The sequence below is a fragment of the Microbacterium sp. 10M-3C3 genome (assembly GCF_003931875.1).
GTDB lineage: Bacteria > Actinomycetota > Actinomycetes > Actinomycetales > Microbacteriaceae > Microbacterium.
Window position 1 is genome coordinate 1670141 of record NZ_CP034245.1, and the last position, 19007, is coordinate 1689147.

Sequence of the window (19007 nt, forward strand, 5' to 3'; positions counted from 1 at the left end):
GTCAGGCGGACTCCTGTCCCGGATTCACGGCTTCTCCGGCCGGGTTGCCGGAGCGCTTCTCGACGTCGAGCGCCTGCTGGAGGAGGACGACGGCGGCGACCTGATCCACCATGCTACGAGACCGACGCTGCGAACGCCCCGACGCGCGCAGCGCATCATGCGCGGTGACGGTGCTGAGGCGCTCGTCGACGAGGCGCACGGGCAGCTCGCCGGCAGCCGCGACGGCGGCCGCGAACGAGCGCGCGTCGCGCGTGGAGGCCGTGTCCTCACCACGCAGATTCGTGGGCAGGCCGACGACGATCTCGAACGCGTCATAATCGCGCGCGAGGTCAACGATCCGCGCGACCGCCTGGTCGGTGCGGGGCACGGTCTCCACCGGCACGGCCAGGAGGCCGTCGGGGTCGCTGCGGGCGACGCCGACGCGGGCGGTGCCCACGTCGACGCCGAGCCGGATGCCGCGACGGATGGCCGTCACTCCCCCGTGTCGGTGAGCCCGGACACGACGGCGTGGAGCGCCGCCGGCAGCGCCGCCGCATCCGTCCCGCCGCCCTGGGCGACGTCGTCGCGTCCACCGCCGCCCCCGCCGAGCGCGGCCGCCGCGACCTTCGCGAGCACGCCCGCCTTCGCGCCCGCGGCGCGCGCGGCCTCGGTCGTGGCGACCACGACGGTCACTCGCTCGCCCAGCTGGGCAGCCAGCGCCACGACCGCCGACGCGTCCCCGAGGCGATCGCGCACCTGGAGCGCCAGCGTGCGCACGTCGTCGGCCGATCCGGCCGTACCGATCGACTCCGCCACCACGCGGAAGCGGCCCGCTTCGCGCGCGGACTGCGCGAGCTGCGGCGCACGATCGCCCAGTGCGCGCGCCTCGAACTGCGCGATGCGCTTCTCGGCGGCCTTCAGATTCGCGGCGAGCTCGGCGATGCGGGCGGGCAGCTGGTCGCGCGGGGTCTTCAGCGACGTGGACAGCTGCGACACGATCGCGCGCTCGGCCGCGAGGTCGCGGAACGCGTCCAGTCCGACGAGCGCCTCGACGCGGCGGTTCGACGCCCCCACCGACGACTCGCCGACGAGGTTGATCAGGCCGATCTCGGCGCTGGAGCCGACGTGCGTGCCCGCACACAGCTCGCGCGACCACGGGCCGCCGATGTCGACCATGCGGACGGTGTCGCCGTACTTCTCGCCGAACAGCGCCATCGCGCCGAGCTCGCGCGCCTGATCCAGGGGCAGCACGCGCGTGGTGACCTCGAGGTTGTCGCGGACGGCGTTGTTGGCGATCTCCTCGATCTCCGTGCGCGTCTCGGGCGACAGCGCCGAGCTCCACGAGAAGTCGAAGCGCAGGTAGCCGGCGCGGTTGAGCGATCCGGCCTGGGTCGCCGAGCTGCCGAGCGTGTCGCGCAGGGCCGCGTGCACGAGGTGGGTCGCGGAGTGCGCCTGGCGCGCGGCACGGCGGTTCGCCGCATCCACGACCGAGGTCGCCGGCTCCCCCACCGCGACCTCGCCGGTCGTCACCTGGACGGTGTGGCTCACCAGGCCCGGAACGGGCTTCTGCACGTCGAGCACCTCGAGCTCGTAGCCGGGGCCGATGATGACGCCCTTGTCGGCGACCTGGCCGCCCGACTCGGCGTACAGCGCCGTCTCGGCGAGGATCACCTCGGCGATCTGCCCGACCGACGCCCGGTCGACCGACACGCCGTCGACGAGCACGCCAAGCACGCGCGACTCGGTCTCGAGGTCGGTGTAGCCGGTGAAGACGGTCTCCCCGAGCGCGCGGAAGTCGCGGTACACGCTGTGGTCGGCGATCGCGCGCTTGCGCGACTTCGCGTCAGCCTTCGCGCGCTGGCGCTGCTCCTGCATGAGCGTGTCGAAGGCCGAGCGGTCGACCGACAGCCCCGCCTCCTCCGCGATCTCGAGCGTCAGGTCGATCGGGAACCCGTACGTGTCGTGCAGCAGGAACGCCTCCGACCCGGAGATCTCCGAGCCGCCCGAGCGCTTGGTGTCCTCGACGGCGAGGTCGAGGATCGTCGAGCCCGCCGCGAGCGTACGCAGGAACGTCTCCTCCTCCGCGAACGCGTACTGCGAGATGCGCTGCCAGTCCTTCTCCACGACCGGGTAGGCGTCCTTCATCGCGTCGCGCGACGCCGAGAACAGCTCGGGGAAGGTCGCGCCGTCGACGCCCAGCAGGCGCATCGCGCGGATGCTGCGGCGCATGAGGCGGCGCAGGATGTAGCCGCGCCCGTCGTTGGACGGCGTGACGCCGTCGGAGAGCAGCATCAGCGACGAGCGCACGTGGTCGGCGATGACGCGGAAGCGCACGTCGTCCTCGTGCGCGGCGCCGTAGCGGCGGCCGGACAGCTCGACGGCGCGGTCGAGGACGGGGCGCACCTGGTCGGTCTCGTACATGTTGTCGACGCCCTGCTTGATGAAGGCGACGCGCTCGAGGCCCATCCCGGTGTCGATGTTCTTCGCCGGCAGGTCGCCGACGATGTCGAAATCGATCTTGGAGCGGACGTTCGTGATCGCGTACTGCATGAACACGAGGTTCCAGATCTCGGTGAAGCGGTTGTCGTCGACCGCCGGACCGCCGTCGCGCCCGTACGCCGGACCGCGGTCGAAGTAGATCTCCGAGCACGGGCCTGCGGGACCGGGCTGGCCGGTCGACCAGTAGTTGTCCTCGCGGCCGAGCCGCTGGATGCGATCGGCCGGCAGGCCCGCGATCCTCCGCCAGAGGTCGGCCGCCTCGTCGTCGTCCTGATAGACGGTGACCCACAGGTCCTTCTCCGCGAAGCCGAGGCCGCCGTCGCGCTCGGGCGTGGTGAGCAGCTCCCACGCGTAGGAGATCGCTCCCTCCTTGAAGTAGTCGCCGAACGACCAGTTGCCGAGCATCTGGAAGAACGTGCCGTGGCGGGCGGTGTGGCCGACCTCCTCGATGTCGTTCGTGCGGATGCACTTCTGCACGTCGGCCGCCCGCGGATACGGCGCCGGCACCACCCCGGTGAGATACGGGATGAAGGGGACCATGCCGGCCACGGTGAACAGCAGCGACGGGTCGTCGGTCACGAGCGAGGCCGACGGGACGATGGTGTGGTCGTTCTTCTCGAAGTAGTCGAGGTAGCGCTGGGCGATCTCAGCGGTCTTCATGGGCGGTTCTTTCGCGTGGCGCGGTGGCCGGCCGGTGTGCCGGTCGGCGCGGAGGCTCGGGGGCGGGCGGGTGTCAGGCGGAGGGGGCGGCGGCCGGGTCGGCGCCGGGTGCGGCGGCGTCGCGACGCTCGGCGGGCTCGGTGATGCGCGCCTCCTGCTCGTGATACGCGGCCGTGATCCGGTCGGTGAACTCGCCGATGCGGGCATCGACCTGCGCGAGGAGGTCGTGTCCGCGCGGATCCTTGTCGACGAGATGGGCGAGCACGAAGCCGCCGGCCACGCCGAACACGAACCAGACGAAGGTCTTCACGGGCACCACTCCTCGTTCGGGCCGCGGACGCGGCATCCCTTCATCGTAGACAGAATGCGCGGAAGGGCGCCGGGGAGACCCCGACGCCCTTCCGATGAGCGAACGCTGAGACTCAGCGCGCCGCTTAGCGCGCCGCGTAACAGCGCCGACGGCCGCTGCGCGGCTGTACTCCGCGCCGCTTAACGCGCCGCGTAACAGAGCCGACGGCCGCTGCGCGGCTGTACTCCGCGCCGCTTAGCGCGCCGCGTAGTACTCGACGACGAGCTGCACGTCACACGTGACCGGCACCTCGGCACGCTTGGGGCGACGCACGAGACGCGCCTGCAGCGTGGAGAGGTCGACCTCGAGGTAGCCGGGGACGGGGGGCAGCACCTCGGCGTGCCCGCCGGCGGCGGCGACCTGGAAGGGCTCGAGACCCTCGCTCTTCTGCTTGACGTGGATGAGCTGGCCCGGCTTCACGCGGAACGACGGGCGGTCGACGAGCTGGCCGTCCACGAGGATGTGGCGGTGCACGACGAGCTGGCGCGCCTGCGCCGTGGTGCGGGCGAAGCCCGAGCGGAGCACGAGGGCGTCCAGGCGCATCTCGAGCAGCTCGACGAGGTTCTCACCCGTCAGGCCGTCGGTGCGACGGGCCTCGTTGAACGCGATGCGCAGCTGCTTCTCGCGGATGCCGTACTGCTCGCGCAGACGCTGCTTCTCACGCAGACGGACGGCGTAGTCGCTGTCGGCCTTGCGCTTGGTGCGGCCGTGCTCGCCCGGAGCGTAGGGACGCTTCTCGAGGTAGCGGGCGGCCTTCGGGGTCAGCGCGACGCCGAGCGCGCGCGACAGACGGACCTTGCGGCGGTCCTGGGACTTCGTAGCCACGAAGTGTTCCTTCCGATGACGCGGCCGTGTCTCTCACGGCTCGCGGACGTATCCCCCGCTCTTCGCCCTCCTGGACTGCACGCCGGAGCACGCCAGGAGGTCTTGGTCGGAAGAGGGAGATGCCCGAAAACCCGGTTTCGGGCCGATCAAGCCTATCAGAGCTGCGCCCGCCCGCACGGATCCGCCCCTTCGGCGGGCGCGGAGGGGCCGGGCGGTGCGAGCGAAGGGCCGTCAGTCGCCGTCGAGGATGCGACGGATCTTCTCCACCCGCGCGGCGATGTCGCGCTCGACGCCGCGGTTCGTGGGGGCGTAGTAACGGCGCCCCTGAAGCTCGTCGGGAAGGTACTGCTGCGTCGCGACGCCGACGTCCAGGTCGTGCGGATAGACGTATCCCTTGCCGTGACCGAGGCGCTTGGCACCGGGATAGTGGGCGTCGCGCAGGTGCACGGGGACGCGGCCGAAGCCGCCCGCGCGCACGTCGGCGATCGCCGCGTCGATGGCCGTGTAGACCGCGTTCGACTTGGCGGTCGTCGCGAGATAGGCGGTCGCCTCGGCGAGCGGGATGCGCCCCTCGGGCATGCCGATGAAGGCGACCGCGTCGGCGGCGGCCACTGCGATCTGCAGAGCCTGCGGATCCGCCAGTCCGATGTCCTCCGCCGCGGAGATCACGAGGCGCCGCGCGATGAAGCGCGGATCCTCGCCGGCCTCGATCATGCGGGCGAGGTAGTGCATCGCCGCATCCACGTCGGAGCCCCGGATCGACTTGATGAACGCGCTGGTCACGTCGTAGTGCTCGTCGCCCTGCCGGTCGTAGCGCAGCAGCGCGCGGTCGACGGCCTGGGCGATGTGCGCGGCGGTGATCGTGGGCGTCTGGCCGTCGGAGGCGTCATCGGCCGCGACGGATGCGGCCGCCTCGAGGGCCGTCAGGGCGCGCCGCGCGTCACCCGACGCCAGCCGGACGAGTGCGGCGCGCGCCTCGGGTTCGAGCACGACCGCGCCGTCGAGCCCGCGCGGGTCGCTCACGGCCCGGTCGACGAGCAGCCCGAGATCGTCGTCGCCGAGGGGCTTCAGCGTCAGCAGCAGCGAGCGGGACAGCAGCGGCGAGATCACCGAGAACGACGGGTTCTCCGTCGTCGCGGCGATGAGCACGACCCAGCCGTTCTCGACGCCCGGCAGCAGCGCATCCTGCTGCGCCTTCGTGAAGCGGTGGATCTCGTCGAGGAAGAGGATCGTCGACTGCCCGTAGAGGTCGCGCTGGTTCAGCGCCTCCTGCATCACCTCGCGCACGTCCTTGACACCCGCCGTGATCGCCGACAGCTCGACGAACCGGCGCCCGGACGAGCGAGCGATCGCCTGGGCCAACGTCGTCTTGCCGGTTCCGGGCGGACCCCACAGGATCACCGACACCGACGCGCTCGTGGGGGTCGTGTCGGCGGACGCGAGCGCGACCAGCGGCGACCCGCGGCTCAGCAGGTGGCCCTGCCCGGCGACCTCGTCGAGGGAGGTCGGCCGCATCCGCACGGCGAGCGGCGTCGAGCCCTGGAAGAGGGCGGCGGAGGCGGTCACCCGACAAGGGTAGTCGCGGCCGCCGACACCCCGGGCGGCGCTTTTGTCCCGCCCGCACCCGTCTGCGTAGGATCGACGCGCCCGCCTGCGCGGGCGAGAGATGCTCGACGGAGGAGGACGCGGTGGCCACGGGCGGCAAGGATCGCGAAGCGCGCGAGGCGCGCGAACGCGCACGGCTGTACCAGGCCCGTCAGGATTTCCACGCGCAGCAGTCGCGGCGTCGCCGCCGTGACAACCTGGTCGCCGGCGTGGTCGGCGGCGTCATCGTGCTCGCGGCGGTCGGCGGCCAGATCGCGTATGCGACGATCGGGCCGGGCGCTCCCGAGCCCGTGCCCTCCTCGACGCCGACCCCCGGCGGGACGCCGACTCCGCTGCCGACCGATCTGCCCGCGCCCACGCCCGCCGAGAGCACCCCGGCGCCCACGCCCTGATCTGCGGCGCACCCGGCGACGTACTAGGCTCGACCCGTCCCAGAACGTAGGCGGCGCGAGCCGCGATGAGGTGCATCCCGTGACTGCCGACGCAGAGACTCCCGACGCCGCGACCCCTGAGGTCGCGCGCCCCGTTCCCGCGACACCGGCCAGCGTGCGCCCCGCCGCGCCGCGCCCCGGTGCGGTCGCCTCCGGCTCGGACGCCTCCGGTTCGGACGCCTCCGGCTCGGACGCAGGATGGGGCCGCGTCGAGGACGACGGCACCGTGTCGGTGCGCGAGGGCGAGGAGTGGCGCGTCGTCGGCCAGTACCCCGACGGCTCCCCCCAGGAGGCCCTGGCCTACTTCGAGCGCAAATACGCCGACCTGGCATCCGAGGTGACCCTGCTCGAGGTGCGCGCGCGCCGCGGGGGCGCGTCCGCCGCCGACCTTCGCTCCACCGCGGAGACGCTCCGCGGCCGCGTCGTCGACGCCGCCGCCGTCGGCGACCTCGCTGCGCTCCGCGACCGGCTCGACGCCCTCACGGGCACGCTCGCCGAAGCGACCGAGGCCGAATCCGCGGCCGCGAAGGAAGCGGTCGAGGAAGCGGTGCGCGAGCGCACCACGATCGTCGAGGCGGCAGAGGCCCTCGCGGCCCGCGACCCGCAGCACGTGCAGTGGAAGCAGGTCTCGGCAGAGATGTCCGCCCTCTTCGACCGGTGGCAGAAGCACCAGTCGGACGGCCCGCGCCTCCCCCGCTCGCAGTCCCAGCAGCTGTGGCGCCGGTTCCGCGACGCCCGCGCGACGGTCGACAAGCACCGCCGCGAGTTCTACGCGAGCCTGGATCAGACGCACAAGGCCGCCCGCGACGCGAAGACCCGCCTCGTCGAGCGTGCCGAAGCACTCGCCCCGCGCGGCGAGGAGGCGATCGGCACGTACCGCGATCTCCTCGACGAGTGGAAGCGCGCGGGGCGCGCCGGCAAGAAGGTCGACGACGCGCTGTGGGCGCGGTTCAAGGCCGCCGGCGACGCCCTGTACGGCGCCCGCGCCGAGCGTGAGGCCGCCGACGCCGAGGCGTCGCAGGAGAAGATCCAGGCCAAGCGCGCGCTGCTGGCCGAGGCGGCTCCGATCGTCGACGAGCGCGACCTCGCGCGCGCCCGCTCGCTGCTGACGGGCATCCAGCGCCGCTGGGACGAGGTCGGCCGCATCCACCCGCGCGAGACCGAGCGGTCGCTGGACGACGAGCTGCGCAAGATCGAGCAGAGCGTCCGCACGCGCGAAGACGCGGACTGGAAGCGCAACAACCCCGAGACCAAGGCGCGCGCCAATGACATGACGCGTCAGCTGACCGATGCGATCGACAAACTCGAGTCCGAGCTGGCCGACGCGGAGTCCCGTGGCGACGCGCGTGCCGCAGCCGCCGCGCGAGAAGCGCTCGAGGCGCGGAAGGCGTGGCTGCGCGCGGTCGGAGGCTGACGGCTCCTCCCCCGCACTCCACCGAGCCCGCTTGTCCACAGGCACACGGCGGCTTCGTCGCCGGCCGCGTGCGGACGCGAGACTGCCGATGTGCTGTCGCGCTTCGTGTACCTCGCGGGTGACCGCTTGTCGGTCGCCGAGCTGAGCGCGGCGTGCCTCGACGGGCATGTCGTCGGCCTCGGCGACGCCTACGTCCCCGCCGACCTCGTCGAGAGCCCCGCGCTGCGTGCGGCGACCCTCGCGGACACGCTCGGCGCGTCCCTCGCCGCGTCGCACCTCACCGCGGCGTGGGTGCACGGCGGGATCGACGAGCCGCCCGCGCGTCTGAGCGTTCAGCGCGCCGTGACCGCACGGCTGCACCACATCACCGATCGGCGGCTGCACTACCACGACGTGCAGGCCGATCCAGAGGCCCTCGAGCGCATCGGCGGATGCCTCGTGACGTCCGCCGAGCGGACCGTCGCCGACCTGGCCCGCATGGAGTCGCCCGAGCACACCGCCGCACTGGCGATGTGGGCGGCCCGCGATCCCGTGGTCGTGGCCGCCGCATCCGCGTGGCTCGGCTCGCGGCACCGGCTGCCCTACGGGCGGCGTGCGCGGGAGCTGCTCGGGTCGCTCATGACGTCGTGACGCGGTACACGTCGTACACGGCGTCGATCCGTCGCACGGCATTGAGGACGCGATCCAGGTGCACCGTGTCCCCCATCTCGAAGACGAAGCGGCTGAGCGCGAGCCGGTCGTTCGTGGTCGACACGGTCGCCGAGAGGATGTTCACGTGATGCTCGCTGAGCACGCGCGTGACGTCGCTGAGCAGGCCCGAGCGGTCGAGCGCCTCCACCTGGATCTGCACCAGGAAGACGCTCTTGCTCGTCGGCGCCCATTCGACATCGATCATGCGCTCGGGATCCGACCGGAGCGACGCGACGTTCGTGCAGTCGCTGCGGTGCACCGAGACGCCGCTGCCGCGCGTGACGAAACCGACGATCTCGTCGCCCGGGACAGGGGTGCAGCACTTGGCGAGCTTGACGAGGATGTCGGGAGCGCCGCGTACGAGCACACCGGAGTCGCCGCCGCGCGGAGCCTTCGAGCGGCCGACATGCGGCAGATCGATAGGGCCGGTGGAGGTGTCGTCGGCGCTGACGAGCGCCGAGACCTTCTCGATCACCGACTGCGTCGACACGTGGCCCTCGCCGACAGCGGCGTACAGTGCCGAGACGTCCTCGTACTTCAGCTGGTGGGCCACCTCGGTGAAGGAGTCCTGATTCATCAGGCGCTGGAGCGGCAGGTTCTGGCGGCGCATCGCGCGCGCGATGGCCTCCTTGCCCTGCTCGATGGCCTCCTCGCGGCGCTCCTTCGTGAACCAGCCGCGGATCTTGTTGCGCGCCCGGGTGCTCTTGACGAACGTCAGCCAGTCCTGGCTCGGGCCCGCGTCCGGGTTCTTGGACGTGAAGACCTCGACGACGTCGCCGCTCTTCAGCTCCGACTCGAGCGGCACGAGGCGGCCGTTGACCTTCGCGCCCATCGTGCGGTGGCCGATCTCGGTGTGCACGGCGTACGCGAAGTCGACCGGCGTCGCCCCGGCCGGGAGCCCGATGACGCGCCCCTTCGGCGTGAAGACGTAGACCTCCTTCGCGCCGATCTCGAATCGCAGCGCATCCAGGAACTCGCCCGGGTCGGCCGTCTCGGCCTGCCAGTCGGAGATGTGCGCGAGCCAGGCCATGTCGGCGTCGACCGACTTCGCGTCGGCCTTCCCGCCGTTCATCCGCTCCTTGTACTTCCAGTGCGCCGCGACGCCGTACTCGGCCTGCTGGTGCATCTCGTTGGTGCGGATCTGGATCTCGACGGTGCGGCCGCCGGGGCCGATGACGGTCGTGTGCAGCGACTGGTACAGGTTGAACTTCGGCGTCGCGATGTAGTCCTTGAACCGGCCGGGTAGCGGCGTCCAGCGCGCGTGGATCGCGCCCAGCACGGCGTAGCAGTCGCGTACGGTGCCGACGAGCACGCGGATGCCGATGAGGTCGTAGATGTCGTCGAACTCGCGACCGCGCACCACCATCTTCTGGTACACGGAGTACAGCTGCTTCGGCCGGCCCATCACGCGCCCGCGGATGCGCAGCTCGCGCAGGTCGGCGTCGACGGCCGCGATGACGTTCTGCACGTACTGCTCGCGCTGCGGGGTGCGCTGCTTCACGAGACTGTCGATCTCGGCGTAGAGCTTCGGATGAAGCACCGCGAATGACAGGTCCTCGAGCTCGGACTTGATGGCCTGGATGCCGAGGCGATGCGCGAGCGGCGCGTAGATCTCGAGCGTCTCGGTGGCCTTCTTCGCGGCCTTCTCGGGCGGCACGAACCCCCACGTGCGGGCGTTGTGGAGGCGATCGGCCAGCTTGATGACCAGCACGCGGATGTCGCGCGACATGGCCACGATCATCTTGCGGACCGTCTCGGCCTGTGCGCTGTCGCCGAACTTGACCTTGTCGAGCTTCGTGACGCCGTCCACGAGCATCGCGACCTCATCGCCGAAGTCGGCGGCGAGCTCGTCGAGCGGGTAGCCGGTGTCCTCGACGGTGTCGTGCAGCAGGGCCGCCGCGATCGCCTTCGGGCCGAGGCCGAGATCGGCGAGGATCTGGGACACGGCCAGCGGGTGCGTGATGTAGGGCTCGCCGCTCTGGCGCTTCTGCCCCTCGTGGCGCGCCTCGGCGACGGTGTACGCGCGCTCGACGATGCCGAGGTCGCCCTTGGGGTGGTGCGTGCGGACCGTGCGCAGGAGCTGGTCGACGCCGTCGCGCTTCGCCGAGCGCGAGAAGATGCGGGGCACGAGCCGACGGAGGGTTGACGTCTGCGCGACCGGGGGCGCGGTCTCGGTCATCCCGTCACCTCCCCCGCTCGCTACGTGTCGACAAGTCTACGTCCGCGGCGGAAGGCTCAGGCGGCCACGACGGCGCGCTGGCGCGCCTTGAGCACACGCGCGTCGCGCTCCTTGACCCCCGGCTCCCCCTGCCGCAGCAGCGCGTACAGCGGCACCGCGACGAACAGGGTCGAATACGCCGCGACGATCGTGCCGACGAAGATCGACAGCGAGATGTCGCTGAGGGTGCGCGCGTTCAGCAGCAGGGCGCCGATGAACAGGATCGCGCCGACCGGGAGCACGGCCACGACCGTCGTATTGATGGAGCGGATGAGCGTCTGGTTCGCGGCCAGGTTCACCGACTCGCCGAACGTGCGACCCGAGATCTCGCCGTCCTCCCGCGTGTTCTCCCGCACCTTGTCGAAGACGACCGTCGTGTCGTACAGCGAGTACGACAGGATCGTGAGGAATCCGATGACCGCGGCGGGCGAGATCTCGAAACCGGCGAGGGCGTAGACGCCGACCGTGATGATGAGCACGTCGACGAGACCGATGATGGCGGCGACCGACATCTTCCACGTGCGGAAGTACAGCGCCAGGATCAGGAAGGTCAGCGCGAGGAAGATCGCCAAGCCCCACAGCGACTGCCGCGTGACGTCGGCGCCCCACGTCGGACCGATGAACGAACTCGTGACCTCGGCCGTGGGCACCTGATACGCGTCGGCGAGGGCCGCGACGATCTGCTGGCTCTCATCCGGCGACACCTGGTCGGTCTGCACGCGCACGGCGCTGTCTCCGACGGTCGTGACCCGGGCGGTGGCGCTCGGCACGACCGACTGCACGGCGCCGGAGGCGAGGCTCTGGTCGGGGCTGCTCAATCCCGACACGGTGAACTGCGACCCGCCGGTGAACTCGATCGACAGCTGGATCGGGCGGAACAGAGGCACGAGCGCCGAGCCGATCACGAGGATCGCCGCGATGATGAACCACAGCCGGCGGCGCCCCACGAAGGGGAAGGACGTCTTGCCGGTGTAGAGGTTGTTGCCGAGCTGCTGCATCGTGGCCATCAGTCCTCGTCCTCCTTGACCGCGGTGAGCGTGTCGCCGCCGCCCTTCTGCGCCGCGAGCTCCGCCTGCTTGCGCTCGGCGATCGTCTGCCGGCGTGCCGCCTCCCCGCGTGAGCGCGCGGCACGGCCGGAGGCGCGCTCGGCCGGTGAGCGGAACTGCGCACGGCCACGGTAGACGGCACCGAGCGCCTCCGGATCCATGCCCGACAGCGGATGCCCCGAGCCGAAGAAGCGCGTGCGGGCGAGCAGCTGCATCACCGGGTGTGTGAACAGGATGAAGATCAGGATGTCGATCGCGGTGGTGAGGCCGAGCGTGAACGCGAAGCCCTTCACCGTCGCATCCGCGAGGATGTACAGCACGACCGCGGCGAGGATGTTGATCGACTTCGAGATGTAGATCGTGCGCTTGGCCCGTGACCAGCCGTCTTCGACGGCGCCCGTGATCGTCTTGCCGTCGCGCAGCTCGTCGCGGATGCGCTCGAAGTAGACGATGAACGAGTCGGCGGTGAAGCCGATCGTGACGATCAGGCCCGCGACGCCGGCGAGGGACAGCCGGAAGCCCATGCGCCACGCCAGGATGCAGAGGATCACGTACGTCAGGACGGCCATGACGGCGAGCGACGCGATGATCACGAAGCCGAGCAGGCGGTACTGGAACAGCGCGTAGATCGCGACGAGCGCGAGACCGATGAGGCCCGCGATCAGGCCGATCTGCAGCTGCTGCGAGCCGAGGGTCGCCGACACGGTGTCGGAGCTGACGACCGTGAAGCTCAGCGGAAGGGCGCCGTACTTGAGCTGGTCGGCGAGGGCCTTGGACGACTCCTGCGTGAAGGAGCCGCTGATCGACGGGTTGCCGTCGAGGATCACGCCGTTCATGCGCGGCGCCGAGAGAACAGAGCCGTCCAGGACGAAGGCGAACTGGTTCAGCGGCGGCTGCGCGCCGTACAGGCGCTGACTGATCTGGCCGAAGGTCTCGGTGCCCTGCGCGTCGAACTTGAGGTTGACGACCCAGCCGCCGTTCTGCTGGTCCAGGCCGTTCGTGGCGTCGGTGATCGACGTGCCGTCCAGCTCGACCGGCCCGAGGATGTACTTCTCGCTGCCGGTGCTGTCGCAGGTGATGAGCGGCTGGTCGGCGGGTGCGTTCGCGGGGTCGTTCTGCGGATCGGCGCAGTCGTAGGCGAGGAACTGCGCCTGCAGCGCGGGCGTGATCCACGCGGGGTCGCTGCCGTTGGTCGGCGACGCGGTGGGCGTCGAGGGCAGCGAGGGGTCGGGCGTCGGGTAGGGCGTCGAGTTGCCGTCCTCACCCACGAACGTGTTCGCGGGCTGACCGGTGTAGAGCACCGCACGCAGCTGGAGCTGGGCGGTCGACTCGATGCGCTGGCGCGTCTCCTCGTCGGCTTCGCCGGGGATCTGCACGACGACGTTCTGGCCGCCCTCGCTCGCGACGTCGGCCTCGCCGACACCGCTGGCGTCGACGCGCTGGCGGATGATCGTCACCGCCTGGTCGAGCTGCTCCTGCGAGGGCGCGGCGCCGTCCTCGGTCTGCGCCGCGAGGATGATCTGGGTGCCGCCCTGGAGGTCGAGCGCGAGCTCGGGGGTCCACGAGCTCTTCTGGAAGACGTACACGCCGAGCGCGTTGATCCCGAACAGCACGGCCGTGATGGCCAGCAGCCCGATCAGTGCGCGCCAGGCGTGCCGGACGGGGGTGGAAGTCGCCACGGAGTCGTCGGCTTTCTGTCGCGTGAGCCGCAGGTCAGGCCTGCGGCTTGTCCTTCGGCTCGCCCTCGGCCTCGGCGGCCGTGCCGCGAGCGGTCTTCTGGTCGTCGCTGATGGAGGTGATGTCGCCGTCGGCGACACCGGCGATGTACTCGGCCTCGCTCTCCTCGGCCTCGATGAACTCGTCCTCGGTCACGACACCCGTGGTCGGGTTCACGACGCGCAGGATCGCCTGGCTGTGCACCTTGATCTCCACGCCCGGGGCGATCGAGACGACGGCCGGCTTGTCGAGGTCGGTGCCGTCGTACTCGACGATCGTGCCGTACAGGCCGCCCTGCAGCAGCACCTCGGCGCCGGGGACGGTCTGACGCGACTTCTCCTCCTGCTCCGCCTTCTGCTTCTGCATCCGGCGGCGCGAGCTCCAGAACATGAAGACGAGCAGCAGGACGAGCAGGATGATGAGCCCGTAATTGGCGAAGAAGTCCGCGATGTTCATGTCGGGCACCTTTCGGGTCAGGCGCGCCGCAGCGGCACTGCCATCGGAGGAGGAGAGGGGCGGCGAAAGCCTTCAGCGATTATAGGTCATCGAATCTCAGCGCCCCATCGGCGCTGGGGACGCCCAGGTGTGCGCCGGCCGCGGGCGTCGCGACGCGCCCGCGCGGTGTGCGCCCCATGAAGCCGATCCGCACGAGGTAGGGCTCGACGACGGATTCGATCGTCTCGGGCTCCTCGCCCACGGCGACCGCGAGCGTCGACAGCCCGACGGGCCCGCCGCGGAAACGGCGCACCAGGGCGTCGAGCACGGCGCGATCGAGGCGGTCCAGGCCGATGGCGTCGACGTCGTACAGCTCCAGCGCCGCGTCCACGGCCGGCACGTCGGGGCGCGCGCCGTGGACCACGATGTAGTCGCGCACGCGGCGCAGCAGCCGGTTGGCGATACGCGGCGTGCCACGGGAGCGCCGTGCGATCTCTGCGCGCGCCGCGGGAGGCAGCGGCACGCCGAGCATCGCGGCCGAGCGCTCGACCACGCGCTCGAGCTCCTCGGGGTCGTAGTACTCCAGGTGCGCGGTGAAGCCGAAGCGGTCGCGGAGCGGGTTGGGCAGCAGCCCCGCGCGCGTGGTCGCGCCGACGAGGGTGAAGGGCGCGAGGTCGAGTGGGATGCTCGTGGCCCCGGCGCCCTTGCCGACCATGATGTCGATGCGGAAGTCCTCCATCGCGAGGTACAGCATCTCCTCGGCCGAGCGCGCCATCCGGTGCACCTCGTCGATGAAGAGCACCTCCCCCGGCGTGAGGCTCGACAGCAGGGCGGCCAGATCGCCCGCGTGCTGGATGGCCGGTCCGCTCGACAGTCGCAGCGGGCGCTCGCTCTCGTGGGCGACGATCATCGCGAGCGTCGTCTTGCCCAGGCCCGGAGGGCCCGACAGGAGGATGTGGTCGGCCGGGCGCTGCTGGATGCGGGCGGCGTCCAGGAGAAGCTGCAGCTGACCGCGCACCTTCTGCTGCCCCACGAACTCCGCGAGGGAGGATGGACGCAGCGCACCCTCGAGTGCGAGCTCGGTCTCGTCGACAGGCTCCTCGACGTCGCGCAGGTCACCCATGCACCGACTCCTTGCGGGCCGGCCCGAGCATCGCGAGCGTGAGGCGCAGCAGCGCCTGCACCGACGCCCGGTCGGCGTCGGACGCGGTCTCCGCGACACCCGCGACCGCCTCGGCGGCGACGCGCTCGGACCAGCCGAGCCCGACGAGCGCCTGCGTCACCTGCGCGGGCACGGCACCCGCCGGCGCCGTGCCCGCCGGCGCGGGCGCCGCCGCGGGCGGCGCGAGCTTGCCCGCCAGCTGCACGACGATGAGCTTCGCGGTCTTGGGGCCGATCCCGGACACGCGGCGAAAGGGTGCGTCGTCGTCGGAGGTGACCGCCTCGGCGATCTGCGGCACGGTGAGGGACGCGAGCACGCCGAGCGCCGACTTCGGGCCGACACCCGTGACGCCCAACAGCTGCCCGAACACGACGAGCTCTTCGCGCGTCTCGAAGCCGTAGAGCGACAGCGCGTCCTCGCGCACGATGAGCGTCGTGTGCAGGTGGAGGTCCTGTCCCACGTGCGTCGCGTGCGCGAGCTGCGGAACGACCGCGACGGACAGGCCCACGCCCCCCACGACGACCACGAGCGAGTCGTCGTCGACGTGCGCGACGGTGCCGGCGAGCGAGGAGATCATGCCGCGAGCCTACGCGCCGGTTCGGACCTTTGTTCGACCGACACGCGTCGAGCGCTGCTCGGCCTCGCGCCACGCGCGCAGCGCGGGTGTCAGACCCTCGCCGGACGGGCCGGATGGCGCTGGAGCGCTCCGCCACGCGTGGCACAGCGCGAGTGCGAGCGCGTCCGCCGCATCCGCCGGCTGGGGCAGCTCGTCCAGCCGGAGCACGCGCGCGACCATCGTCTGCACCTGCCGCTTGTCGGCCGCGCCGTAGCCCGTGACGGCGGCCTTCACCTCGCTCGGGGTGTGGGTGGCCGCCGGCAGTCCGTGCTCGGCGGCGAGGAGCAGAGCGATGCCGCTCGCCTGCGCCGTGCCCATGACGGTGTGGCGGTTGTCCTGCGCGAACACGCGCTCGACGGCCACCACGTGCGGGGCATGCTCGGTCAGGACGGCCCGGATGCCCGCGGCGATCAGCGCGAGGCGCCGTTCGATGGGGAGCTCGGGCGCGGAGCGGACGACCCCGACGTGCACGAGCCGCGCACTGCGGTCGGGCGCGACGTCCACGACGCCCACACCGCAGCGCGTGAGTCCCGGGTCGATCCCCAGGACGCGCAGGTGCGGGCGTGCGGTCACTCCCCCACGCTACGTCGGGCACGCCGCGGCGCCCGTCAGGCGCGCGGGGTCACTCGTCCTGTTCGAGCTCGGCCTGCACCTCGGGCGTCAGGTCGAAGTTGCTGAAGACGTTCTGCACGTCGTCGCTGTCCTCGAGGGCGTCGATGAGGCGGAAGACCTTGCGCGCGGTGTCGGCGTCGATCTCGACCTTCAGCGACGGGACGAACTCGACGTCGGCCGACTCGTAGTCGATGCCGGCGTCCTGCAGGGCCGTCCGCACCGTCACGAGGTCGGAGGGCTCCGTGATGACCTCGAACCCCTGCGCGTGCGGCTCGACCTCCTCGGCGCCGGCCTCGAGCACCGCGAGCATGACGTCGTCCTCGGAGGTCCCCTCGCCCGAGACGACGATGACGCCCTTGCGGTGGAAGTTGTACGCGACGCTCCCGGGATCGGCGAGCGTGCCGCCGTTGCGGGAGAGGGCCGTGCGCACCTCGGCCGCCGCGCGGTTCTTGTTGTCGGTCAGACACTCGATCATCAGCGCGACGCCGTTGGGGCCGTAGCCTTCGTAGAGGATCGTCTGGTAGTCGACAGCCTCGCCGCCGACGCCCGCGCCACGCTTGATGGCGCGGTCGATGTTGTCGTTGGGGACGGAGGTCTTCTTCGCCTTCTGCACGGCGTCGTACAGGGTCGGGTTGCCTGCGAGGTCGGCACCGCCGATCTTCGCGGCGACCTCGATGTTCTTGATGAGCTTGGCGAACGACTTGGCACGACGCGCGTCGATGACGGCCTTCTTGTGCTTGGTCGTCGCCCACTTGGAGTGGCCGGACATGCCCTCGATTCTACGGGGCCGCTCCGACGGCCGATCCCGTGCCCTTGTCTCCGCGCGCGACGCGGAGGACACTGGCGGCCATGGAAGAGCGCGAGCGCGCGCTGCGCGCGGCCTTCGAGGTTGCATCCGGCTTCCTTGCGGGGCTTCCCGACCGGCCCGTGTGGCCCCGCGCGTCGTTCGACGACATGCTCGGGCGGATCGGCGACGTCCTGAGCGAGCATTCGACCGACGCCGAGGCGGTCGTCCGCGGTCTCGCGGCGGCCGCCGATCCGGGCCTCGTCGCGATCCCCGGTCCTCGCTTCTTCGGCTTCGTCATCGGCGGCACACTCCCGGCGGCGCTCGCAGCGGACTGGCTGGTGTCGGCGTGGGATCAGAACTCCGGCTCCAGCACCATGACCACCGCGACCGTGGCCCTCGAGCACGTCGCCGGGCGTTGGATCCTCGATCTCCTGGGACTGCCGACCGCCGCGTCCGTGGGGTTCGTCACCGGCGCGCAGGTGTCGAACCTCGTCTGCCTGGCCACCGCGCGCGCGGCGGTGCTGCGCCGTCGGGGCGTCGACCTCGCCCGGGTCGGCGCCGCCGCGGCTCCACGGGTGCGGCTCGTCGTCGGGGAGCACCGACACGGATCGATCGACCGTGCCGCGCGCGTGCTCGGGTTCGGCACCGACGACCTCGTGGTCGCCCCCGCCGACGGCGAGGGGCGGATGACCGCGGACGGGCTGGATGCGGCGCTCGAGACGTGCGGCGACGAGCCGGCCGTCGTCGTGCTCCAGGCGGGCGAGGTCCACACGGGCGCGTTCGATCCCTTCGCCGAGCTCATTCCGCGGGCGGGGCGCACCGACGCGTGGGTCCACGTCGACGGCGCGTTCGGCGCGTGGGCGGCGGCGAGTCCGCGCCTGCGCGCCCTGACGGCGGGCATGGACGGCGCCGACTCGTGGACGACCGACGCGCACAAGACGCTCAACGTGCCCTACGACTGCGGCATGGCGATCGTGCGCGACCCAGCCGACTCCATCGCGGTGCTCCGCGCCGGCGGCGACTACCTCATGTACGCGAGCCTCGATCCGTGGGATCTCACGCCGGAGCTCTCGCGCCGCGCCCGCGGCGTGCCGGTGTGGGCGGCGCTGCGGTCGCTCGGGCGCCGGGGCGTCGCCGAGCTCGTCGAGCGGATGCACGCGAACGCCCGCGCGCTCGAGGACGGCCTGCGCGCTCTCCCGGGCGTGCGCATCGAGAACGACGTCGTCTACACGCAGGTCATGTTGAGCCTGGAGGACGGCGACGCCGCGACTCGCGCTCTCGGCGAGGCGATCCTGCGCGACGGGACGGCCGCGGTCACCGGCGCCGAGTGGCGCGGACGCGCAGTGCTGCGCTGCAGCATGTCATCGTGGGCGACCGAGCCCGCCGACATCGACCGCACGGTCGCCGCGATCGGGCGCCTCGCCGCCGTCATCCGAGGATCTTGAGGACCGTCCGCAGGTTGCGGTTGGTCGTGCGCTCCTTGTAGGTGCGGCGCCCGATGATCTTCGCGAACGGTGTGTCCGTCGTCGAGCCCTTCGGCGGATTCCAGTAGACGACGCCCGGTCCGGATGCGACGGGGTCGCGGTCGCCGTCGAGGTCGGCCGCGGCCGCCACGAGCTCGTCGCGGGTGTCGGCGTCGACGCAGAACAGCAGCCACGGCTGGCGCGTGTCGTCGGCCGCATCGAACGGGAACCGGTCGGCGGCGTGCGCGAGCTCGGATCTCGTGAAGAGCAGCACCCACGCGTCGTAGTCGAACTCGGCGCGCAGGGCGCCCTCGATGCGCTTCTTCAGCGTGTCGCGCCGAGCCGCCGGCGTCGGCGACGCGAAGGTCGCGTTGCCGCTCGCGAGCACCGTCCGCACGCCGTCGAGCCCGAGGTCTTCCAAGACCCGCCGGAGGTCGGCGCTGCGCACGGTGATGCTGCCCACGTTCACTCCGCGCAGCAGCGCCACCCACTCGGTCACG

18 protein-coding genes are annotated in these 19007 nt (G+C 71.6%); 4 read left to right on the forward strand and 14 right to left on the reverse strand.

Annotation, left to right across the window (positions count from 1 at the left end; translation table 11 throughout):
- Position 1: 1 nt before the first annotated feature.
- The 5 genes from ruvX to EI169_RS08010 form a co-directional block, all read right to left on the reverse strand.
- Positions 2–475, reverse strand: coding sequence for a Holliday junction resolvase RuvX (gene ruvX, locus EI169_RS07990; protein WP_125131856.1), 474 nt, complete (start codon positions 473–475; stop codon positions 2–4).
- Positions 472–3138 carry an alanine--tRNA ligase gene (alaS, locus tag EI169_RS07995; RefSeq protein ID WP_125131857.1) on the reverse strand — a complete coding sequence of 889 codons (2667 nt, stop codon included), beginning with the start codon at positions 3136–3138 and terminating at the stop codon, positions 472–474. Before alaS ends, ruvX begins: the two co-directional genes overlap by 4 nt.
- Positions 3139–3211: 73 nt before the next feature.
- A complete protein-coding gene (locus EI169_RS08000; protein ID WP_125131858.1) occupies positions 3212–3448 on the reverse strand; it encodes a hypothetical protein in 237 nt (78 codons plus the stop codon).
- 234 nt (positions 3449–3682) lie between these two features.
- Entirely contained in the window at positions 3683–4312 is a 630-nt protein-coding gene (gene rpsD / locus EI169_RS08005; protein ID WP_125131859.1) for a 30S ribosomal protein S4, read from the reverse strand.
- Positions 4313–4543: 231 nt separating this feature from the next.
- Positions 4544–5827: a replication-associated recombination protein A gene (locus EI169_RS08010; RefSeq protein WP_125133381.1), complete on the reverse strand. Its 1284-nt coding sequence runs from the start codon at positions 5825–5827 to the stop codon at positions 4544–4546.
- A 173-nt stretch (positions 5828–6000) separates the two neighbouring features.
- Here EI169_RS08010 and EI169_RS16800 point away from each other — a divergent pair, with 173 nt between their 5' ends.
- The 3 genes from EI169_RS16800 (at position 6001) to EI169_RS08020 (ending at position 8392) form a co-directional block, all read left to right on the forward strand.
- Entirely contained in the window at positions 6001–6309 is a 309-nt protein-coding gene (locus tag EI169_RS16800; protein WP_240640714.1) for a dioxygenase, read from the forward strand.
- A gap of 79 nt (positions 6310–6388) precedes the next feature.
- On the forward strand, positions 6389–7762 hold the full coding sequence (locus EI169_RS08015; protein WP_346427097.1) for a DUF349 domain-containing protein: 1374 nt from the start codon (positions 6389–6391) through the stop codon (positions 7760–7762).
- Between the two features lie 90 nt (positions 7763–7852).
- Positions 7853–8392: a hypothetical protein gene (locus EI169_RS08020; RefSeq protein WP_125131861.1), complete on the forward strand. Its 540-nt coding sequence runs from the start codon at positions 7853–7855 to the stop codon at positions 8390–8392.
- Here the strand turns inward: EI169_RS08020 and EI169_RS08025 are convergent.
- The 8 genes from EI169_RS08025 to EI169_RS08060 all read right to left on the reverse strand — a co-directional run bounded on the left by EI169_RS08025 (position 8379) and on the right by EI169_RS08060 (position 17026).
- Positions 8379–10631, reverse strand: a complete 2253-nt coding sequence (locus EI169_RS08025) for a bifunctional (p)ppGpp synthetase/guanosine-3',5'-bis(diphosphate) 3'-pyrophosphohydrolase (RefSeq protein ID WP_125131862.1) — start codon at positions 10629–10631, stop codon at positions 8379–8381. The genes EI169_RS08020 and EI169_RS08025 overlap by 14 nt on opposite strands.
- 56 nt (positions 10632–10687) lie before the next feature.
- Positions 10688–11677 carry a protein translocase subunit SecF gene (secF, locus tag EI169_RS08030; protein WP_125131863.1) on the reverse strand — a complete coding sequence of 330 codons (990 nt, stop codon included), beginning with the start codon at positions 11675–11677 and terminating at the stop codon, positions 10688–10690.
- Positions 11677–13395, reverse strand: a complete 1719-nt coding sequence (gene secD / locus EI169_RS08035) for a protein translocase subunit SecD (protein ID WP_125131864.1) — start codon at positions 13393–13395, stop codon at positions 11677–11679. Before secD ends, secF begins: the two co-directional genes overlap by 1 nt.
- Positions 13396–13429: 34 nt before the next feature.
- The gene (locus EI169_RS08040; RefSeq protein ID WP_125131865.1) at positions 13430–13888 is read right to left on the reverse strand and encodes a preprotein translocase subunit YajC; all 459 of its coding nucleotides are present in this window, start codon (positions 13886–13888) and stop codon (positions 13430–13432) included.
- Positions 13889–13967: 79 nt separating this feature from the next.
- The gene (ruvB, locus tag EI169_RS08045) at positions 13968–14990 is read right to left on the reverse strand and encodes a Holliday junction branch migration DNA helicase RuvB (RefSeq protein WP_125131866.1); all 1023 of its coding nucleotides are present in this window, start codon (positions 14988–14990) and stop codon (positions 13968–13970) included.
- Positions 14983–15606 carry a Holliday junction branch migration protein RuvA gene (gene ruvA / locus EI169_RS08050; RefSeq protein WP_125131867.1) on the reverse strand — a complete coding sequence of 208 codons (624 nt, stop codon included), beginning with the start codon at positions 15604–15606 and terminating at the stop codon, positions 14983–14985. The genes ruvB and ruvA overlap by 8 nt, the downstream gene beginning before the upstream one ends.
- A 9-nt stretch (positions 15607–15615) precedes the next feature.
- Positions 15616–16218, reverse strand: a complete 603-nt coding sequence (gene ruvC / locus EI169_RS08055) for a crossover junction endodeoxyribonuclease RuvC (RefSeq protein WP_240640716.1) — start codon at positions 16216–16218, stop codon at positions 15616–15618.
- Between the two features lie 49 nt (positions 16219–16267).
- On the reverse strand, positions 16268–17026 hold the full coding sequence (locus EI169_RS08060) for a YebC/PmpR family DNA-binding transcriptional regulator (RefSeq protein WP_125131868.1): 759 nt from the start codon (positions 17024–17026) through the stop codon (positions 16268–16270).
- An 80-nt stretch (positions 17027–17106) separates the two neighbouring features.
- Between EI169_RS08060 and EI169_RS08065 the strand changes: the two genes are divergently transcribed.
- Positions 17107–18489 carry an aminotransferase class V-fold PLP-dependent enzyme gene (locus EI169_RS08065; RefSeq protein WP_125131869.1) on the forward strand — a complete coding sequence of 461 codons (1383 nt, stop codon included), beginning with the start codon at positions 17107–17109 and terminating at the stop codon, positions 18487–18489.
- On the opposite strand, the gene EI169_RS08070 is transcribed toward EI169_RS08065, so the two are convergent.
- Positions 18473–19006, reverse strand: coding sequence for a DUF1697 domain-containing protein (locus tag EI169_RS08070; RefSeq protein WP_125131870.1), 534 nt, complete (start codon positions 19004–19006; stop codon positions 18473–18475). The two genes, EI169_RS08065 and EI169_RS08070, sit on opposite strands and share 17 nt — an antisense overlap.
- Position 19007: the final 1 nt, after the last annotated feature.